This window comes from Acinetobacter haemolyticus CIP 64.3 = MTCC 9819 (assembly GCF_000369065.1).
Classification (GTDB): domain Bacteria; phylum Pseudomonadota; class Gammaproteobacteria; order Pseudomonadales; family Moraxellaceae; genus Acinetobacter; species Acinetobacter haemolyticus.
In genome coordinates this window covers 173,570-192,486 of the sequence record NZ_KB849801.1, presented here as the reverse complement: position 1 = coordinate 192,486, position 18,917 = coordinate 173,570, and the positions used below count along the sequence as shown (strand labels likewise).

General features: G+C 38.1%; 17 protein-coding genes. 6 read left to right on the top strand and 11 right to left on the bottom strand.

Annotated elements, in window-relative coordinates:
• Positions 1-8 precede the first annotated feature (8 nt).
• Positions 9-347 (top strand): ISC system 2Fe-2S type ferredoxin, encoded by a 339-nt coding sequence (gene fdx / locus F927_RS06455; RefSeq protein WP_004639436.1) that lies wholly within the window; start codon positions 9-11, stop codon positions 345-347.
• A 63-nt stretch (positions 348-410) separates the two neighbouring features.
• Here fdx and F927_RS06450 read toward each other — a convergent pair whose 3' ends face one another.
• The 5 genes from F927_RS06450 to F927_RS06430 form a co-directional block, all read right to left on the bottom strand.
• Positions 411-1,850, bottom strand: a complete 1,440-nt coding sequence (locus F927_RS06450; protein ID WP_005082689.1) for an adenylate/guanylate cyclase domain-containing protein — start codon at positions 1,848-1,850, stop codon at positions 411-413.
• Between the two features lie 49 nt (positions 1,851-1,899).
• Positions 1,900-2,334 carry an HIT domain-containing protein gene (locus F927_RS06445; protein ID WP_005082687.1) on the bottom strand — a complete coding sequence of 145 codons (435 nt, stop codon included), beginning with the start codon at positions 2,332-2,334 and terminating at the stop codon, positions 1,900-1,902.
• Positions 2,335-2,501: 167 nt separating this feature from the next.
• Entirely contained in the window at positions 2,502-5,963 is a 3,462-nt protein-coding gene (mfd, locus tag F927_RS06440) for a transcription-repair coupling factor (protein WP_005082685.1), read from the bottom strand.
• A gap of 137 nt (positions 5,964-6,100) precedes the next feature.
• Positions 6,101-6,604 carry a hypothetical protein gene (locus tag F927_RS06435; RefSeq protein WP_005082683.1) on the bottom strand — a complete coding sequence of 168 codons (504 nt, stop codon included), beginning with the start codon at positions 6,602-6,604 and terminating at the stop codon, positions 6,101-6,103.
• A 44-nt stretch (positions 6,605-6,648) separates the two neighbouring features.
• Positions 6,649-7,044 carry a tautomerase family protein gene (locus F927_RS06430; RefSeq protein WP_005082681.1) on the bottom strand — a complete coding sequence of 132 codons (396 nt, stop codon included), beginning with the start codon at positions 7,042-7,044 and terminating at the stop codon, positions 6,649-6,651.
• A 211-nt stretch (positions 7,045-7,255) separates the two neighbouring features.
• Between F927_RS06430 and F927_RS06420 the strand changes: the two genes are divergently transcribed.
• A protein-coding gene (locus F927_RS06420; protein ID WP_100223926.1) for an IS3 family transposase occupies positions 7,256-8,421 on the top strand; the annotation gives its coding sequence in 2 pieces (ribosomal slippage) (positions 7,256-7,514 and positions 7,514-8,421; 1,167 coding nt in all).
• Between the two features lie 85 nt (positions 8,422-8,506).
• On the opposite strand, the gene aceI is transcribed toward F927_RS06420, so the two are convergent.
• Positions 8,507-8,935, bottom strand: coding sequence for a chlorhexidine efflux PACE transporter AceI (gene aceI, locus F927_RS06415; RefSeq protein ID WP_005082678.1), 429 nt, complete (start codon positions 8,933-8,935; stop codon positions 8,507-8,509).
• A gap of 88 nt (positions 8,936-9,023) precedes the next feature.
• On the opposite strand from aceI, the gene aceR reads away from it, so the two are divergent.
• From aceR to F927_RS06395, 4 genes are all read left to right on the top strand, one after another.
• Entirely contained in the window at positions 9,024-9,917 is an 894-nt protein-coding gene (gene aceR / locus F927_RS06410; RefSeq protein ID WP_005082676.1) for an HTH-type transcriptional regulator AceR, read from the top strand.
• A gap of 109 nt (positions 9,918-10,026) precedes the next feature.
• A complete protein-coding gene (gene tal, locus F927_RS06405; protein ID WP_005082675.1) occupies positions 10,027-11,016 on the top strand; it encodes a transaldolase in 990 nt (329 codons plus the stop codon).
• A gap of 74 nt (positions 11,017-11,090) precedes the next feature.
• Positions 11,091-11,738, top strand: coding sequence for a leucine efflux protein LeuE (leuE, locus tag F927_RS06400; RefSeq protein WP_005082673.1), 648 nt, complete (start codon positions 11,091-11,093; stop codon positions 11,736-11,738).
• A gap of 174 nt (positions 11,739-11,912) precedes the next feature.
• The gene (locus F927_RS06395; RefSeq protein ID WP_004639446.1) at positions 11,913-13,085 is read left to right on the top strand and encodes a benzoate/H(+) symporter BenE family transporter; all 1,173 of its coding nucleotides are present in this window, start codon (positions 11,913-11,915) and stop codon (positions 13,083-13,085) included.
• Positions 13,086-13,131: 46 nt separating this feature from the next.
• Here F927_RS06395 and F927_RS06390 read toward each other — a convergent pair whose 3' ends face one another.
• The 5 genes from F927_RS06390 to F927_RS06370 form a co-directional block, all read right to left on the bottom strand.
• On the bottom strand, positions 13,132-14,964 hold the full coding sequence (locus F927_RS06390; RefSeq protein WP_005082671.1) for a monovalent cation:proton antiporter-2 (CPA2) family protein: 1,833 nt from the start codon (positions 14,962-14,964) through the stop codon (positions 13,132-13,134).
• A gap of 114 nt (positions 14,965-15,078) precedes the next feature.
• Positions 15,079-15,798 carry an MgtC/SapB family protein gene (locus tag F927_RS06385; protein ID WP_026056330.1) on the bottom strand — a complete coding sequence of 240 codons (720 nt, stop codon included), beginning with the start codon at positions 15,796-15,798 and terminating at the stop codon, positions 15,079-15,081.
• Positions 15,799-16,179: 381 nt separating this feature from the next.
• The gene (locus F927_RS06380; RefSeq protein WP_004639450.1) at positions 16,180-16,602 is read right to left on the bottom strand and encodes an RDD family protein; all 423 of its coding nucleotides are present in this window, start codon (positions 16,600-16,602) and stop codon (positions 16,180-16,182) included.
• Between the two features lie 75 nt (positions 16,603-16,677).
• Complete coding sequence (locus F927_RS06375; protein WP_005082669.1) at positions 16,678-17,361, bottom strand: dienelactone hydrolase family protein; 684 nt, start codon at positions 17,359-17,361, stop codon at positions 16,678-16,680.
• A gap of 150 nt (positions 17,362-17,511) precedes the next feature.
• A complete protein-coding gene (locus F927_RS06370; RefSeq protein ID WP_005082666.1) occupies positions 17,512-18,891 on the bottom strand; it encodes an L-serine ammonia-lyase in 1,380 nt (459 codons plus the stop codon).
• Positions 18,892-18,917 lie beyond the last annotated feature (26 nt).

The following is an 18,917-nucleotide window of genomic DNA, read 5'->3' as shown; positions in this document are numbered from 1 at the left end:
TGATCAATATGCCACGTATTAAAGTTCTTCCTCATGCACAAATTTGCCCTGAAGGTGCAGAATTTGAAGTAGAACAAGATGCTAATTTGTGCCAAAGCTTACTTAAGCAAGGCATCAAAATTGAACATGCATGCGATATGTCGTGTGCTTGCACAACATGCCATGTAGTTGTTCGTAAAGGCTTTGATAGCTTAGAAGAAATGAATGACGTTGAGGCTGATTTACTTGACCGTGCATGGGGACTTGAGCCCGACTCTCGCCTATCATGTCAAGTTATAGTGGTTGACGAAGATCTAGAGATTGAGATTCCTAAATACACCATCAATCATGCCTCTGAAAATCATTAACTGACTTTCAAAAATAAAAAAACCTCATTAATACAATGAGGTTTTTTTATGGGTATTAACAAGTTAAGGTTTTATTTCATCATCCAAACTTAACCTTGGAACACCCTGCGCATTGGTGATCTTTTGTTGAGTCTTGATTCGATCAATCATCATTTCTAAGATTTCAACAAGTTCAGGATATTCATAATTCTGTACTTCTTCCAAATTTAATACCAGATGGAAGCCTTTGTAATCGTAATCAAACCATTTTTGTGTATCAGATTTCTTACCAGTGAATTTTTCCATCACTTGCCAAGTTTTAACAGGACCTTGAATCCCTTTTAAATAAATTGGCACTTTAGGTACACATAAAAATTCATTTTTAATCAGTTGATGTGTGTCATCAGCAATTAAAATTTCATCAACTTCAGCCGCTGACTGCAAACGTGCTGCTAAATTTACATCACGGCCAACAATGGTGTAAGCCATACGATGTGAAGCACCATAATTCCCAACGTGACAATAACCTGTACTAATCCCCATCCGAATATGCAGTGCTGGATAACCCATTTTCTTCCATCGCTCACGTAGCAATTTCATTTGCTGACGCATTGCAATCGCCATTTCCACACAAGATTTTGCATCTTGCTCAGTCCCTTGCGAGTTTGGATCACCAAAGAAGATTAAAATTGCATCTCCCATGAATTTATCAACAGTGGCTTCATACTGCTTCGCGATTTCAGTCATATGACTTAAATAGTCATTAAGTAAAAATGCCAAATCATCTGGAATCAGCGTCTCTGAAAGCTCAGTAAAGCCTTGAATATCAGAAAAGAAAATCGTTAGTTTTTTACGTTTATATTCAATTTTCGCCTCAGCTTCACCACGCATAATGGATTGCCACAATTGCAATGGTGCATACCGACTCAATTGATTCGCAAAAGCAATATAACGCGTCATTTGATTATGATAATGCTGACGCTGTTGACCGAGGATATTAAGACGACGATGCTGGTAATAGTTACCAATCACAATAAAAACCATTAACCCAAGCAAACTCACTACAGTCAACTCTGGATTAGTAGGTTCAAAATATTGCTCAGCACCAAAGATGAAGAAAGTACTGAAATAAAAGGTAATAACACCGATCAGCCCAATTAAACAAGAAACCATTAAGGAGATTTTATTGTTTAATCCAACATACAATAAGGCAAATAGAATAACAAACGTTGGAACTAGACTCAGATGTAAAGCGGCTAAAATAATTGCTACGATGATTGCTTCATTGGCAAAAAATACGTTCTTCTCAGTTTGTTTATCGTATTTGTATTGCAGCCATTTTTCCAAGCGCGGACAAAGCAAAAAATAAATCAATAATAAAGGGAGGATATAAAGTTGATAGTTAGCAGTCGATGAGGTAAATGTATAAATTACCAAAATAAGTGACAAGATCGAATATCCCATCAAACGATGAAAATATGCGAACTGTCTAGGTTCTTTATCAATCAACCTATCTAGCGGCACTCTATCCTCCTTTTTTATTATAGAATACTGTTATTCTTCTATTTTTGGATCAATCCATGCGCCAATCAAACGGCATATCGCCTTGTCCACGTAATGCTAACATCAGCGTCTGACGCATATGTGCAAGTACATCGCTATTGTATGGTACTGCTGTTGTTCCCCAAACTGGTTTAGGCCACGCCACGTCATTTTGATAACGTACAACATGATGAAAATGCAATTGTGGTACAACATTTCCTAAAGCGGCAACATTCATTTTATCCGCACGGAATACGCGAGATAGTTGGCTCGATAACCAGCTAGATTCACGTAGAAATTGTTCTTGATCTGCTTGGCTAAGTTCATAAAGTTCTGTAACACCTGGTACGCGTGGTACAAGGATCAACCAAGGAAATTGCATATCATTCATTAAACGACATGTTGAAAGCGGGAAGTCGCCTACAAAAAATGTATCTTGAGCAAGTTGTGGATGCAAACTAAACATATCTTTATAAATGATGCAGAATAATGATGATCAATACTATCACATCAGTTCTGATGTGAGTATTCTTCATCAGTCGTTTGATTACAAATAACAATGATTTTCCTCACTTATTATCGGAGGAATCATTGATATTTTACCTTTACTTAAAATAAAGCATGTTTTTTAAGCTATACATTCAATTCATTAAGCAACTTATTCAACAAATCGACAATAAACTGGATGCGTTTATCATATTCTGCAAGTTGCACAGTCACTTTCAAACGCTGTCCGCCTTCCATCCGATAATAGGTCGGATTTTTCTGCATAAGCTGAATGATGCTGATCGCTTGCACTGGTGTATCTGGTGAAAATTCGATATAACCACCATTACTATTGATATCAATTTTGGTGATTCCTAACTGTTCTGCTCTTAAGCGAATCTGATGTATGCTAAACAGCTGTTTCACCGGTTGTGGTGGAATACCAAAACGATCAATCAACTCCATACGAATATTATCAAGTTTCTCTTGGCTATCGGTGTTACTGATACGCTTATAGAATAATAATCGCTGGTGCACATCTCCCAAATATTCATCAGGAATCAATGCAGGCATATGCAAATTGATTTCAGCAGTTAATGACAATGGCGCATCGAAATTAGGTGTTTTACCCTTTTGAATGGCTTTGGTCGCTTTCTCAAGCATTTCCATATACAAGCTATAACCAATTGCCTGCATTGAACCACTTTGTTGTTCACCCAATAATTCACCTGCTCCACGAATTTCTAAATCTTCGGTCGCCAACATAAAACCAGCACCTAAAGTCGAAGCACGTTGAATTGCATCTAGGCGTTTCTCTGCGTCACCTTTGAGATGCTTAATAGATGGGACAAGTAGGTAAGCATAAGCTTGATGATGTGAACGGCCTACACGACCACGTAATTGGTGTAATTGTGCAAGTCCCAACTTATCTGCGCGTTCGATGATAATCGTATTGGCATTTGGGACATCGATCCCTGTTTCAATAATCGTTGAGCACACCAATACATTGTAGTCTTTGTGATAGAACTGCTGCATCACTTGTTCAAGCTCACGTTCACGCATTTGTCCATGCGCAACTGCCACTCGTGCTTCAGGAACTAGATGACGGATATTTTCTGCGGCACGCTCAATCGTCTCGACTTCATTATGCAAGAAATAAACTTGACCTCCACGTAACAGCTCACGCAGTATAGCCTCTTTGATTGAATCATCTGTATGTTCTTGCACAAAGGTTTTCACCGCCAAACGGCGTGCAGGTGGTGTTGCGATAATCGATAAATCACGCATACCAGAGAAAGCCATATTCAAGGTACGTGGAATAGGTGTTGCTGTTAAGGTCAACATATCTACATCTGCACGCAAAGCCTTAATCCGCTCTTTGTCACGAACACCAAAACGGTGCTCCTCATCAACAATCATAAGTCCCAGATTATTGAATTGAATATTCTCTTGCAGGATTTTATGGGTGCCCACCACAATATCTACTTTGCCATCCGCCAAATCTTCAATAATTTTTAAGTGCGTTTTATTGCTACCAAATCGTGAGAGAACTTCAATACGTACTGCCGTATCCGCAAAGCGATCTTTAAATGACTCATAATGTTGCTGTGCAAGTAAGGTTGTTGGCACTAATACGGCAACTTGTTTACCATTTTGTACTGCTACAAATGCTGCCCGCATCGCAACTTCTGTTTTACCAAACCCAACATCACCACAGACTAAACGATCCATTGGTTTGGCAAGTTGCATATCATGCAATGTTGCTTCGATCGCATTTGCCTGATCCAAAGTTTCTTCATAAGCAAAACCACTAGCAAATTGCATATATGCAATATGATCAAGTTCAAAAGCAAATCCAGGTTTGGACTGACGACGCGCTTGGATATGTAATAATTCAGCAGCTACATCGTGGATCTGTTCCAAGGCTTTACGCTTGGCCTTACTCCACGCATCCGTTCCTAATTTGTGCAATGGTGCAAGATCAGGATCACCACCACTGTAACGACTAATTAAATGCAAGTTAGTGACGGGTACATAAACCTTAGCCGCATCAGCATAATCAAGTTGTAAAAACTCATGGTCTTGATCATCAATTTCTAAAGTGATTAATCCTGCATAGCGCCCCACACCATGATCAATGTGAACCACAGGTGCACCAATGCTCAGTTCGGTTAAACTGCGAATCAAAAACTCTTCAGAAACTTCTTGCTGACGTTTACGGCGACGTTGTACTACCCGATGTTCATACAGCTGATTTTCAGAAATGACAGATAACTGATCTGTTAGGAGCAAACCACGATCTAAAGGAGCACTAGTAATCGCAACTTTGAGTTTATCTTTTTGGAACTGAGCAAAACTTTCTACCGTTTGGATTTCACCTAGAACTGATCGCAAGGCATCTTTTAAAGTTTCTCTACGACCTGCACTTTCAGCCACCAACAAAACAGGAAATTTACTTTGATCAATGTAGTCTTTGGCCGCCTGAAATGGTTGTTCTTTTTTTGGATCAACTGCAAGTTTAGGTGGTTGCTCGGAAGCAAGATTTAACACCCCAGATTTTAAATCTAAAACATCAGGTGAAGCGATAATACGAGGTAATTGATTTAATGCTTGTAGTACATGATTAGGCATTAAAAATAAATCTTCAGGAGGTAGAATCGGTTGATCAATGTTGTGACGACGATCTTCATAACGACGTACAACTTCTTTCCAAAAATTAATCAGCTCATCTTCAATCTCATTATTTGTAATGACAATGCAATTTTTTGGTAAGTATGCTGTGAACATACTTTGTGCTTCCATCACCTTCTTATCGAAAAACAAAGGCAAATAGATTTCTAATCCTGGGGTTGCAATTCCTTCGAGGACATCTTGATAAATGGGATTTTTCTTTGGATTTGCTGTTGGAAAACTCTCAGCATAGCGATCTCTAAAAGTTGAACGGCCTTCTTTGAGTGGAAACTCTTTGGCAGGTAAAACAGTAAAGTTTTTCAAAGACTCCGTCGTACGTTGTGTTTCTGGATCAAAGAATTTTAGGCTTTCAATTTCATCATCGAATAAATCTATACGAATCGGCTGTTCCTGTCCCGAAGCAAAAATATCCATGATGCTACCGCGAACAGCAAACTCACCATGATCGTAAACAGTATCAACCAAACGGTACCCTGCTTGTACGAGCTGTTTTTTCTGTGTTTCTAAATCAAGCTTTTGTCCAACTTTAATATCAAAGTGCTCACCAACCACCCATGAATATGGTGCAACACGTTGGGCTAAAGTACTTGCTGAAATCAACAAAATACCTTTCTGCGGCATATTGGACAAAATAGCCAAGCGCTCTGAGACAATATCCTGATGTGGAGACAAACGGTCATAAGGCAAGATTTCCCAATCGGGGAAAATTGTAGGTTTAATACCATAAAACTCAAGCTCACTTTCCAGTTGAGCTAAATGCTGATTATTCCTTGCCACAATGACGTATAGATTTGAACTTTGGGTCGCAATTTCTTTAAATAATAGTGCTGCTGACGATCCCAGTAATGAGCCAATCCAACGCTTTTCGCCTGCTTTGAGTTGTTGTAGATTTAATTGAGAAATTTCTTGCTGAAACATAGAGAAAGTCGTGCAATTTATAATGACAAGTGACTTATTTTAGCATGATGTTTTTTACGAATAGGAATTTTTTGGCTTATCCTTAATGCAAAGTTATCTATTCAGTAGATCAAATAGAATTGCTATCAAAGTCACAATTATTTAAAAACAGGATTCGTTAACCAATTTTTAATGTTATGGATTTGCTTTGCTACTTCAATAAGAAGATGAGGACTATTATCATGAGTCCATGTTTCATCACACCAGTCACAAGCATCATATAAATCACCCAGCCATGAGGGATAATATACAATTTTCGAATCAAGATTACGTGGAGCCCCCATAAAACCAGCTTCTATATTGTTAAAAATTTTACATAATTCAAAGGGCCGTATTTCACCCACTTGATATTTCTTTAGAACATTTAAGAAGTAATGAGCAGCTAAAATTTCGGCCTCAATTGAATTCACTGAAAAATTTACATCTACTCTTTGTATCAACCCTAACAAAAGAGATTTGTGGTCAGCATCATGATCAAAAAGTTCAAAGTACTCTATCTCTACAACCTCATGTGCTTTTATATATTCTGCGATTTTACTTAAAGTAAGATCTTGAGAGTAATCAGTATAGTAAATTTCTACGAAAAGTGCTTTTAATGTCATCAATCCATCTTCAATTTTGATATTGTCATTAAATCCTACTCTTCCTAAACATCAATTTTAAACCCTAAATCAATATCAGAGGCAGCTTGACCACCCCGTATTCCAAAATTATCCGTTGGAATTTCTCGAAGTATTATCATGGTATGATCTTTGGGTATACCAAATGGCTCTAATTTATTTACAATCGTTTTATACAATAAACGCTTAGTTTCTAATGTACGACCTACAAAACAATCAATTGTAATGTGTGTAAAAAACTCTGGTTTTTCCTTTTCTTGTGGACACTGAAAATGATGTGGTTCATGCGTGACTAAACGTATATGCCGATCATTTGGCATAATTTTAAATGACTCTATCAAAGCAGAATGCACCGCTTCAATAATTCCAAGCTCCACATCTAACGTATATTTTTGTCTTATCTCAATAAGAACACTCGGCATTTTACTCTCCCAAACAAGTACTATTAATGAATATTTATATTTTCTATAGATTTATTAGCAACAAATTAATATTGATTAAACCGAATTTATTAAAATTATCAAACTTTAATCACGTTGTACTAATCTAAGTATTAAAAAAGCACTCTGATGTGTGCTTAAAAAACAGGAGGGTTTAACTTGGTAAACTATACATACTCATTAGGAGTTTACCATGAGCAAGAAACAGAAGACTTACACCGCAGAATTTAAAGCTGAAGCCATAAAAGCCATTGAAGAGAACCAAGGTAATGTATCGGAATCCGCTAGACAACTTGGCATTTCAATGCAAACCCTTTCGAACTGGAATAACAAAGCAAAGGCTGGAACTTTAGCAGGCACAAAACAGTATTCGCCCGATCTAAACGCCTTACTCGAAGAAAATAAGAAGCTTAAACAACAGCTCAAAACAGCTGAAATGGAACGTGAATTTTTAAAAAAGGCAGCAGCGTACTTTGCCAAAGAAAGTCAGTGAGGTACGCCTATATGAAATCGCAAAGCCACTTATTTCCGATTATTTTAATGGCTCGATTACTTCGTGTATCCGTTTCTCGCTTTTATGATTGGCTAAAGCGAGGCATGAGTAAAAGATCAATTCAGCGAAATCAGCAGACAATTTTGGTCAAAATAGCCCATGAAGAAACCAAACAAAGCTATGGCTATGTTCGATTAACCAAGCATTTACAAGCGCAAAGTATCAAAATAAGTATGTATGCTGTGCGCCAAATAAAAAAATCAAATCAGTTGTATTGTAAGCGCCATAAGCGTTTCAAAAGAACCACGGACAGTGATCACAACCGTTCTATTTATGACAATTTACTCAAGCAACAGTTTTCAATGACGAAGCCTAATCTTGCGTGGTCGAGTGACATTACCTACATTTGGACGGCTGAGGGCTGGTTGTACTTGGCAGCTGTCAAAGATCTTTACACGAAACAGGTTGTTGGCTATAGCTTAAATGAGCGCATGACAGCCAAGCTTGTTTGTGATGCATTGAATATGGCTATTCGCAATCAGAAACCTGCTAAAGATCTCATTGTACATTCAGACAGAGGCAGCCAATATTGCAGTAATGAATATCGAAACTTACTTGAGAAATTTGATTTTCAGGGTTCAATGAGCAAAAAAGGCGACTGCTTCGATAATGCACCGATAGAGAGTTTCTGGGGCATACTCAAAAATGAACTAGTCCATCATCGCAACTACAAAACAAGGGAAGAAGCCAAAGCGGATATTACAAAATATATAGAGTTATTTTATAATCAGCGAAGAATTCAAAAAGGCTTGGATTTTAAGACACCAAATCAAATGGCAGAAGACTTTTATCGGTTAGCTGCCTAGAATCTCCCAAGTGAAAGTCTCCTGCTAATTCAGCACACATCACTCTTCATCAAGTGATAAAGAGTGCTACCTAACGATCTCATTATTATGATGCAAATTTTGCATTTGGGAAGAAACGATTTTCTACAGTGTCATAACACCATTGGAAGATAAAGGTATAGACCAAAATACATAAGGTTAAACCGATATCCAAAATAAACGCTTCAACGATCGTCATATTCATCATATAAGCAATCATTGGAACTGTCGCGACTAACAAACCACCTTCAAATCCAACTGCATGCAAAATACGCACTGGTACAGTTCTTTCCCAATTGTATTTATGCTCAATTTTCTCAAAATAATTATTAAAAATCATGTTCCAAATCACTGAAACAACCGCCATAAACACACCTAATGTTCCTGTTACTTCCATCGGCATGTCAAAAATAAAACTTAACGCAATTGCGATGATGACCAATAAAATCACTTCATAGACAATCGCATGAATGAGTCTTCTTTTGGAAATCAACATTTCTATAACACTCTCTTGTTTGGATATTTGCCATTTTATTTTTATAATTTTGATTAATCCAATCAGGTTCTTTCAGTTTTTTTGACAGATGAATATTAATCAAGAACAACTCATCATGTTTCAAACCGTTATTGAAACAGGCTCATTTTCTGCGGCTGCACGCAAGTTGGGCAAAGTCCCTTCTGCGGTAAGCATGTCGATTGCTAACCTAGAAATTGATTTAAATCTCAACCTATTTGAGCGAGTGGGACGTGAACCAACTCCTACTGCTGAAGCAATGGTGTTGTATGAAAAAACACAACAATTGCTCATTGAAATGAATCAATGGAAACAACATGCGCATGCGCTCAGTACAGGCTTAGAGTCCACATTAAACATTGTGGTTGTATCCGAACTATTGCATACCAATTGGACAGACTACATTACCCTACTTGAGCAAAATTTTCCGAGTCTCGCGATTAATATCGTATCTGCTCCGCAAGAAGATGCTTTACACATGTTGCTAGATCAGTCAGCGCAATTGGCTTTGATGTTTGAACGTGAACAATTAGACAGTCGTGAGCAGTTTGTTGAACTTAAAAGAGAAGCATTAGTACCTGTTATCTCGAATATTCATCCACTGGCTCAACTTGAACAAGTATCTTTTGAGCAAATGGTTCAAACCCGTCAAATCGTAGTAGCGAGCCGAGATAACAGGATTAAACCTGAATTACTTTTTGCTAAAGATTACTGGCGTACCGACAACCACCATTCAGCGTGCATGATGATTGTTCGAAATTTGGGCTGGGGTGTTCTCCCCTTAGAAATGTTTAATGAAAACCCTGAGTTAAAGAAAAAATTAAAAATTTTGAAGCTTTATGATTTCACACCAAAATTTGAATATTTTGTAGACCTCGTCTGGAGTCGAGAAAGTGAACTTGGTGCAGCTGCAAGGTTTCTGATTGAGTACATCCGAGATCAACGTCAGAAAAACAAACCTTAAAAAGCATGCAACAATAAGACATGTCATCACAAGTGACGCTTTGCTTTCTTGAATTGTGTGTTATAAATGAGAATACCACTATATTTGTTTAAGTAAGAACGTTATATCAATGACTCAAACCGCATTAAACCAATTAAAGAATTTTACAACTGTTGTAGCTGATAGCAGTGACCTTGAAGCAATTAAAAAATTTCGTCCGCTTGATGCAACAACAAATCCTTCATTAATCACAGCAGCAGCTGAACAACCAGAAAGTAAAGAACTCATCGAAGATGCTTATTTACAAGCAAAAAAAGAAGGTTATGAAGCTGATGAACTGATCGAACGTACGATTGATATTTTAACTGTCAAGTTTGGTGTTGAAATTTTAAAATTAATTGACGGTCGTGTTTCTACAGAGGTTGATGCTTTACTTTCTTATGACACAGAGGCGACAATTACTAAAGCTAGAGAGCTTTCAAAGTTATACCAAAGCTATGGCATCGAACAATCACGTATTCTCATTAAGATTGCTTCGACATGGGAAGGGATACAAGCTGCTAAAGTTTTAGAAGCTGAAGGTATTCCATGTAATCTCACTTTATTGTTTGGTTTACATCAAGCACAAGCTTGTGCAGATGCAAACGTTACGCTTATCTCTCCATTTGTTGGACGTATTTTAGATTGGTACAAAAAAGCAGAAGCCGTCGATGCTTATCCAATCGAGAAAGATCCAGGCGTACTCTCTGTTAAGAAAATTTATAATTATTACAAGCAACAAGGTATCCCAACACAAGTCATGGGAGCAAGCTTCCGTAGCACGGCACAAGTACTGGGCTTAGCTGGTTGTGATTTACTGACAATTGCACCAAATTTACTGGCACAATTAGAACAAGATCAACAACACGTTAATGCTCAACTGACTGTAGAAGCAGCGCAACAGGCTGAAAAAATTGAGCGCTCTGAACAAACTAAGGAAAGCTTCAAGGCTGAGCTTGAACAAGACTTAATGGCATTCCAACTGTTGCAAGGTGGAATTGATGGCTTTATCAAAGCTCGAAATCAATTAAGTTTGTTACTTCGTCAGTCTTTTGGTGTTGATGCTGAAATCAGTCCATAATTAGCTGATTTTTCACCTATTAAAAACCGATTTTTGCTATATTAGTGAGGGTCGGTTTTTTTATTGAGTTCATCGTGTTTGGTATCACAGATTTAACTACTTATATTATCGGTACGATCTTAATCATTTTATTACCCGGCCCTAACTCCATCTATGTCATGTCTGTAGCCTCACGCTATGGTATACGTACTGGTTATGCTGCCGCTTGTGGTGTATTTACTGGCGATTTTATCTTAATCGTTTGTACTGTATTAGGCGCGGCATCGCTATTAAAAGCCTTTCCCATTTTGTTTGTTATTCTTAAATTAACTGGGGCCTGCTATCTTGCTTACTTAGGTTTTAAACTACTCCAAAGTGGCTATCAAACATGGAAAAAGCCACCTCATCATACAGAGTTGGCCGATTTACCTCGATTAGATAAAGTTCACCCTTACCGGACAGCACTTGGCATTAGTTTATTGAATCCAAAAGCAATTTTATTTTTCTTATCATTCTTTGTGCAATTTGTTGAGCCAAGTTATTCCTACCCAATGATCAGTTTCTTGGTATTGGCATTGGTTCTACAAATCATCAGTTTTAGTTATCTAACCGCACTTATTTTTTCGGGCGTGAAATTAGCTGGCTTCTTTAGACATAACTATAAACTGGCTGCAAGTGGCGTATTTTTAGTCGGTATTTTATTTTTTGGATTTGGTTTAAGACTTGCAACTTCGACGATTTAATTAGACCTAGACGTGTTTTTTATTTTTAAGGTGGACTGTGACCTCAGGTCATGTTCCATCTCCATCTTTTTGAATCAAATGATCAATTTATTCAATCATCTTTGAACTACGTTTTATGCTGTATAAACGGTATACTTTTCAATAAATTTTTTAATCAATAATAGATATATATAGATGCAACGCCTGATCCAAGATTTTTCGATTCCTGCTGTATTCGCTGGCTTTATCACATTTCTGATTGGTATTAGTGTTTCAGCAGTATTGGTGATTCAAGGGGCACAATCCCTCGGTGCAAATACTGCACAAATTAGTTCGTGGTTTTGGGCATTAGGGTTAGCGATCGGACTTTCAGGTTTATTATTATCTTGGAAATATAAATATCCTGTTGCTACAGCTTGGTCAACGCCCGGTATTGCCTTAATTATTGCATCTACAGGACATTATGATCTCTATGAAGCCATTGGTGCATTTGTCATCTGCGGAATTGCGATTGCGGTTGTTGGTTTTTCTGGTGTTTTTCAAAGATTATTGGCTCATATACCAGCCAGCCTAACCTGTGCCATGCTTGCAGGAATCCTCTTAAAATTCGGTATACAAATCTTTAGTAGCTTAGAAACTCATCTAGGTTTTATTCTCAGCATGTTAGCGATTTACTTACTCTCAAAACGTTTATTTCCGCGCTATAGTATTGTGCTGACAGTCATTTTGGGTGCTGCGATTTGTCCACTATTTATTAGTTTTCAACTCGCACCGATCACTTGGTCATTGACACAGCCGGTGTGGATGCAGCCTTCATTTTCTTGGTCTGCGATCTTGGGCTTGGCTTTACCTTTATTTGTGATCAATATGACTTCGCAAAACCTACCCGGTATCGCGATGATTAAAAGCTATGGTTATCATCCTCACGTCAATCAACTTGTAGGCTGGACAGGTATCGCACATACTTTTTTTGCGCCATTTGGCTGTTTCTCAGTAAATTTGGCAGCGATCAGTGCCGCAGTAAGCTTGGATGACCAAGTGCATCCTGACCCAAGTAAGCGTTATATCGCAGGCATTAGTTGTGGTTTATTTTATATTTTGATGGGGCTGTTTGCGGCAACATTAGTTAGTTTACTGATGTCATTCCCACAAATTTTCATCGTTGCGCTTGCAGGCATCGCCCTTTTTGCAACGATTAGCCATAACATTGCTGTTGCTTTTGCCAATGTAGAAGAACGCGAAGCAGCATTACTTACGTTCTTATGTAGCGCGTCTGGTGTGCAATTTTTAGGGGTTGGTTCTGCATTTTGGGGATTAATCCTTGGAATCGTTGTTTTAATTATCTTCAAATTTAAAAATAAGCCTTAAGTCAAAACTTAAGGCTTATCCATCACAATACAATAAACTTTGGGCATTATTTATTGTCTAAATTTTTATGTGCTTCATCGTCATTTAAAATCCGCCCTGCTTGTTGTGGCTGAATCAACGGAGCTGTTGGACGTGGCTGATTATGTGAATATTGGAATCCTACCCCAGCATAAACATCATCAGCTGCTATTTCTGTCTCAAAGCGTTCCTCATCTCGTTCACGAATTTCATGAGCAATACGTCTTACTTCCTCTTGGTCAACACCAAGCTCCTTTAAGATCACGCCACCAAATTTAATTGCAGATTCAAAAGTTTCACGAATCATATAATCAACTTTGTGCTTCACTAAATAGAGTGAATGTTCTCTGTCATAAGAGCGTACAAGTAACTTTGCTAACGGAAACTCATGTCCTACCAGTTCGACGATCTTATTGGTTGTTTCCTTACTATCAACACAAACTACGATCGCTTGTGCTGTTGCAGCACCTGATGCATGCAAAATATCTAAACGCGCACCATCACCATAATAGATTTTAAAACCAAATCTTTCTGCATTTTGAATCATATCGATATCATTATCGATGATTGTTACATCTACACCGCGAGCCAATAACAACTGACTGGTTACTTGCCCAAAACGCCCGAAACCGATCATTAAAACACTGCCACTTAAACCGTCAGCGACACTTACATTATCTAACGAGATTGCATCTTTAGTCTCAGTAAATCGTTTAAATAAAATCCCAATAATCGGCGTCAAGACCATAGAAAGGACAACAATCGCAGTCAAATTTGATCTAGTCGTATTGTCAATAACTTGTGCACTTACAGCGGCAGCAAACAACACAAAAGCAAACTCACCACCTTGTGCCATGAGTAAAGCTCGATCTAGAGCTTCTGTATGCGGACTCTTGGTAATACGTGCCACGATGTAAATCATCAATGCTTTTACAAACATTAAAGCCAAAACACCGCACAAAATGAGTTGCCAATTTTGAGCGACAACAGACAAATCTAATGACATCCCTACACCAAGGAAGAATAGCCCTAATAATATCCCTCGAAAAGGCTCAATATCTGCTTCGATTTGATGTCTAAAGGTGGATTCCGATAACAACACACCCGCAAGGAAAGCCCCCATTGCCATAGACAATCCACTCACTTGCATGATTAATGCAGCACCTAATACCACTAAAAGTGCTGCGGCTGTCATCACTTCTCTCGCTTTTGCAGCGGCTAAAAGTCTAAACAATGGATTTAACAGCCAATAGCCAGCAGCAATTAAACCAGCTATTGCGAGCAAACCAATACCGATCATTTCTAATCGTGCAGAAGTACTTTCCACCACATGGTTTGGTGCCATAAAAGCAACAAGTGCCAGTAATGGTACAATTAATAAATCTTCAAATAATAGAATAGAGACAATCTTTTGGCCTCGTGGTTGCGCAATGTCTCCACGATCACCGAGTAACTGCATAACAATCGCTGTTGAGGTCAAAACAAAACCTGTTGCAGCGATAAACGCTACTTGCCATGTGAAACCAAAAAGGATTCCAACGCCTGTCAATGCACATGAACTTACCAGAATTTGTAAACTGCCTAGACCAAATATTTCTCGCCTTAGACTCCATAAATGTGAAGGTTGCATTTCTAAACCAATCACAAACAGGTACATCACGATACCCAACTCTGCTATATGTAGGATTGAAGCTGAATCATTAAAAAAAGCAAAACCAAATGGACCTATGATAAGCCCTGCAATTAAATATCCTAGGACTGAACCCAGCCCTATTCTTTTAAAAATAGGAACTGCAATAACAGCAGCTGCTAATAATACAACGGGTGCAATTAAACTAATTGAGTGAGCGTCTGAACTCATACTATTCTCATTGTTATCAATGTGTTTCTATTTTATTTGAAACAATAGAAGACTTATACATCATTTATGAGACAATGCTTCTTATTGTATTGATTACAAACGCCCTCACTCGATTTAATTTATCGCATTCTTATCCCAAAAAGCTTGGCGAATTTGTGGCATAGAATTCAGATGGTTAATGATGTGTTGTGCTTCTTCTGTTTCAATCGAAGTTGCAATCAACGTCACTTCGATTTCGACTTCCTTTTCACCAAATGGTGTCACCTGAATATCTTTGGCAGGATAATTATGGTGCTTAAGAGTCAAATTCAACTCATCCATCACCGCTTTACTTTGACTACGATCACAAATGATGTAAATCACATGTAGCACCTCAGTATCGTCATCTAACGGTCTGCGATCAATCACATGAACAATTGGTCGTAATAACGTATTGGCAGCCAAAATAAACATAGTGGCTAAAATGGCTTCAATAATCAGATCTGATCCAGCAGACGCTCCAACTGCGGCAGAACACCACAAAGTTGCTGCTGTATTTAAGCCGTGGATATTGCCTTCTTGGCGCATAATTACACCTGCACCCAAGAATCCGATCCCTGAAACAACATAGGCAATTACACGTACTGCACCATCAGCTCCCGTAAGATTGATAGCAATATCTACAAAAATTGCGGCCCCAACCGCTACTAGTACATTGGTTCTTAATCCTGCCGTACGTTGACGATATTGTCTTTCAAAACCAATCAAAGCACCTAAAATAAAAGCGACACTAAGACTAATTAAAGTGTCTACGATATTTGATAAATCAATATTTTGGAGAAATTTAAACTGCATCATCGACTTGCTCAACTTTTAATTTCGTTATCGTGATCAGCAAAATGCTAAAAATTAGGCACATAAAAATGATCACTTTTAGGACAACAGACCTAAAAATGTCTTCGTGCAAAATCATTTTGCTGAAAGCTAAGTTTTTGATGGATTTATAAAAAATGATATCAGAGCTATCTCATTGCAAGATAGCGAATATTAATGGCGATCTTGCTCAGTTTCCGCTTTGATTTAATAGTTTCTTAAATCCAAACCTCGAACAACTGTCCATTTAATATTCCTTAACACATAAACTCGCCGACATTGTAGGGCATGTTATGTGATAAACAAGCCCTAATGTTATGAATTTTTTATGACAAACACGTGTCTGTCATAAAATCTTTTGATTTATAGTTCACGAACTACGACAGTTTTCGCCATTTTGTCATGCCAGCCTTGTTTCTTTCGATCAAAAGCAATCCAGATTAAACCAATAAACAATACCAGTGTTGCAGGAATATAACCGATATAGCGAATAATACCTTGTCCTACTGAAACATGATTGCCAGTTTGTTCATCAAGAACTTTTAAACGTAGTAAACGCTTACCTGGTGTACCTGCAAATTTGACCCAACAGAATATATAAAATACTGCTGACAAAATCTGCCCAATCCAATCAGTCCATGACCAACTCGTTCTAGTCAAATTATCCGTTACACTTGGAGACAACAACATCATTAACGGAATCAAAATTGCTAAAATAATAATTGTGTCAAGAATTGCCGCGCCTACACGTATCCAGAATCCAGCATATTCGTATTTATCTGACATATTCCCCTCTCTTTTTGTTTATACAAAGTCAATGTTTAGAGATATTGTTTTCAGCAACAACTATAACATTTATCTTTAAATTTGTTTTAATTCGCGGTCAAAGAAATCGACTGTACGTTGCCAAACCAATGCTGACTCTGGTCGATCACGACTTACCGTACGAAAGCCATGTGGCATCGGATACGTATAAGCTTCAACACGATCGCCTAATTGTTGAATCAGTTTATTCCTTTTTCTGGCAGGACAGAATGGATCAAATTGCTCAGACCAATGTCCTTGCAAAATCCTAATTTCATCCAAAGACTCTGTTTTAGGAACACCTGCACCTTCGATGCCGAAAGAATGATGATAGACAACTGGTGCTAACATATCTTCACGCTTTGCCATTTGAATGACATAGCCACCTGTTAAACATTGACCTAACATCCCCAAACGACCATTTGATCGCAGATCCACTTTTAACTCATCCAATAACACGTGGATTTCTTTGTTTACTTCACTATCAGCTGCATTGGTACGTCCTGCTTTTGCAACCATTGCACGAATGCAATATTTGACTGCTCCTCCGCTATATAAGTTCGGCACGTATACTAGATATCCCCGATTGGCTAAGTCTTGAGCATCCTCTCGATAAGCATCAATCACACCATATAATTCATGGAGTAACAAAATTGCAGGTACTTTATCAGTCGTTTCGGCTGGCGCATAAATCTCAACCTCGATCTGTCGAGTTGGTAATGTGATTGTTTTTATTTCCATTTTCTAATGTCTATATTGATTAATTCTCAATCATATTATTTATGACAATAATAATTGTCAAATAAAAAGGGATGTGAAACGTCAACAGCTCCATCCATCCCCCTTTCATCATACCTCTTGGGTTACCCATTTATACAAGTGCAACTACTTTTAACACTCAATCGAATTGACTGCCAATCCACCTTTTGAGGTTTCTTTATACTTATCAGACATATCCTTACCTGTTTCTTTCATGGTTTGAATGACTTTATCCAATGAAATAAAATGCTCGCCATCCCCATGTAATGCCATCTGAGCTGCATTGATTGCTTTTACAGCAGCAATGGCATTTCTTTCAATACAAGGCACTTGTACTAAACCACCGACTGGATCACAGGTCAGCCCTAAGTTGTGTTCAAGCCCAATTTCAGCAGCATGTTCAACTTGTTCAGGCGTACCTTCTAAAATTTCAGCTAATCCCGCCGATGCCATAGCACATGCAGAACCCACTTCACCCTGACAGCCAACCTCAGCGCCAGAAATGGATGCATTCAATTTGCATAGAATACCTACTGCTGCGGCACTCAAGAAAAATCTCACAATGGTGTCTTCAGATTTATCTTTAGAAAAATTAACATAATAAGATAACACTGCTGGAATAATTCCAGCCGCACCATTCGTAGGTGCTGTGACCACTCGGCCACCTGCGGCATTTTCTTCATTAACAGCGAGCGCGTATAAATTCACCCATTCCATGGCGTTGAATGTTGTCGCAATCAAATTTTCATTTTCTTTTTTTAATAGGCGTTGATGAATATTCTTGGCACGTCGTTTCACATTCAAACCACCTGCCAAAACACCTTCATGTTGCAAACCACTTTGGATACAGTCTTGCATCACTTGCCAAATTTGCATAATTTTGGCACGAATTTCTGCTTCGCTGCGCCAGCTTTTTTCATTTTCTAACATCAAATGACTAACACTACATTGATGTGTTTTACAAAGTGCCAATAGCTCTTTGGCACTTTGAAATGGATAAGGCACAACAGTCTGATCTTCGACAAAACTCCCTTGATCAACCTGACTTTCGTCGATAATAAATCCACCACCTATCGAGTAATAAGTATTGGAATAAATGAGTTCTTCTGCATCATTTACTGCTATTATCTTCATCGCATTCGGATGATAAGGTAAAGCCTCATCAATAAAAACAATATCTTGATTTGGATCAAACTTTACCGCATGAGTACCATCCATCATAAGTATGCGAGATTGCAACACCTGATCTAGCTGTATTTGGCTATGAGGGATATCAATTGTTTCAGGATCATTACCCATCAAACCCAATATTGTCGCTCGATCTGTGCCATGTCCTATACCTGTAGATGACAATGAACCGTATAAAAAAATTTGTACTCTAGCAACCTTGTCTAAAACATCTTGAACTTTAAGTGATTGAGTAAAGCGATATGCTGCTCTCATTGGTGCAACCGTATGTGAACTCGAAGGTCCAACACCAATTTTAAAAAGATCAAATACGCTCAGCGCCATATATTATTGTCCTCTACTATCCCTTC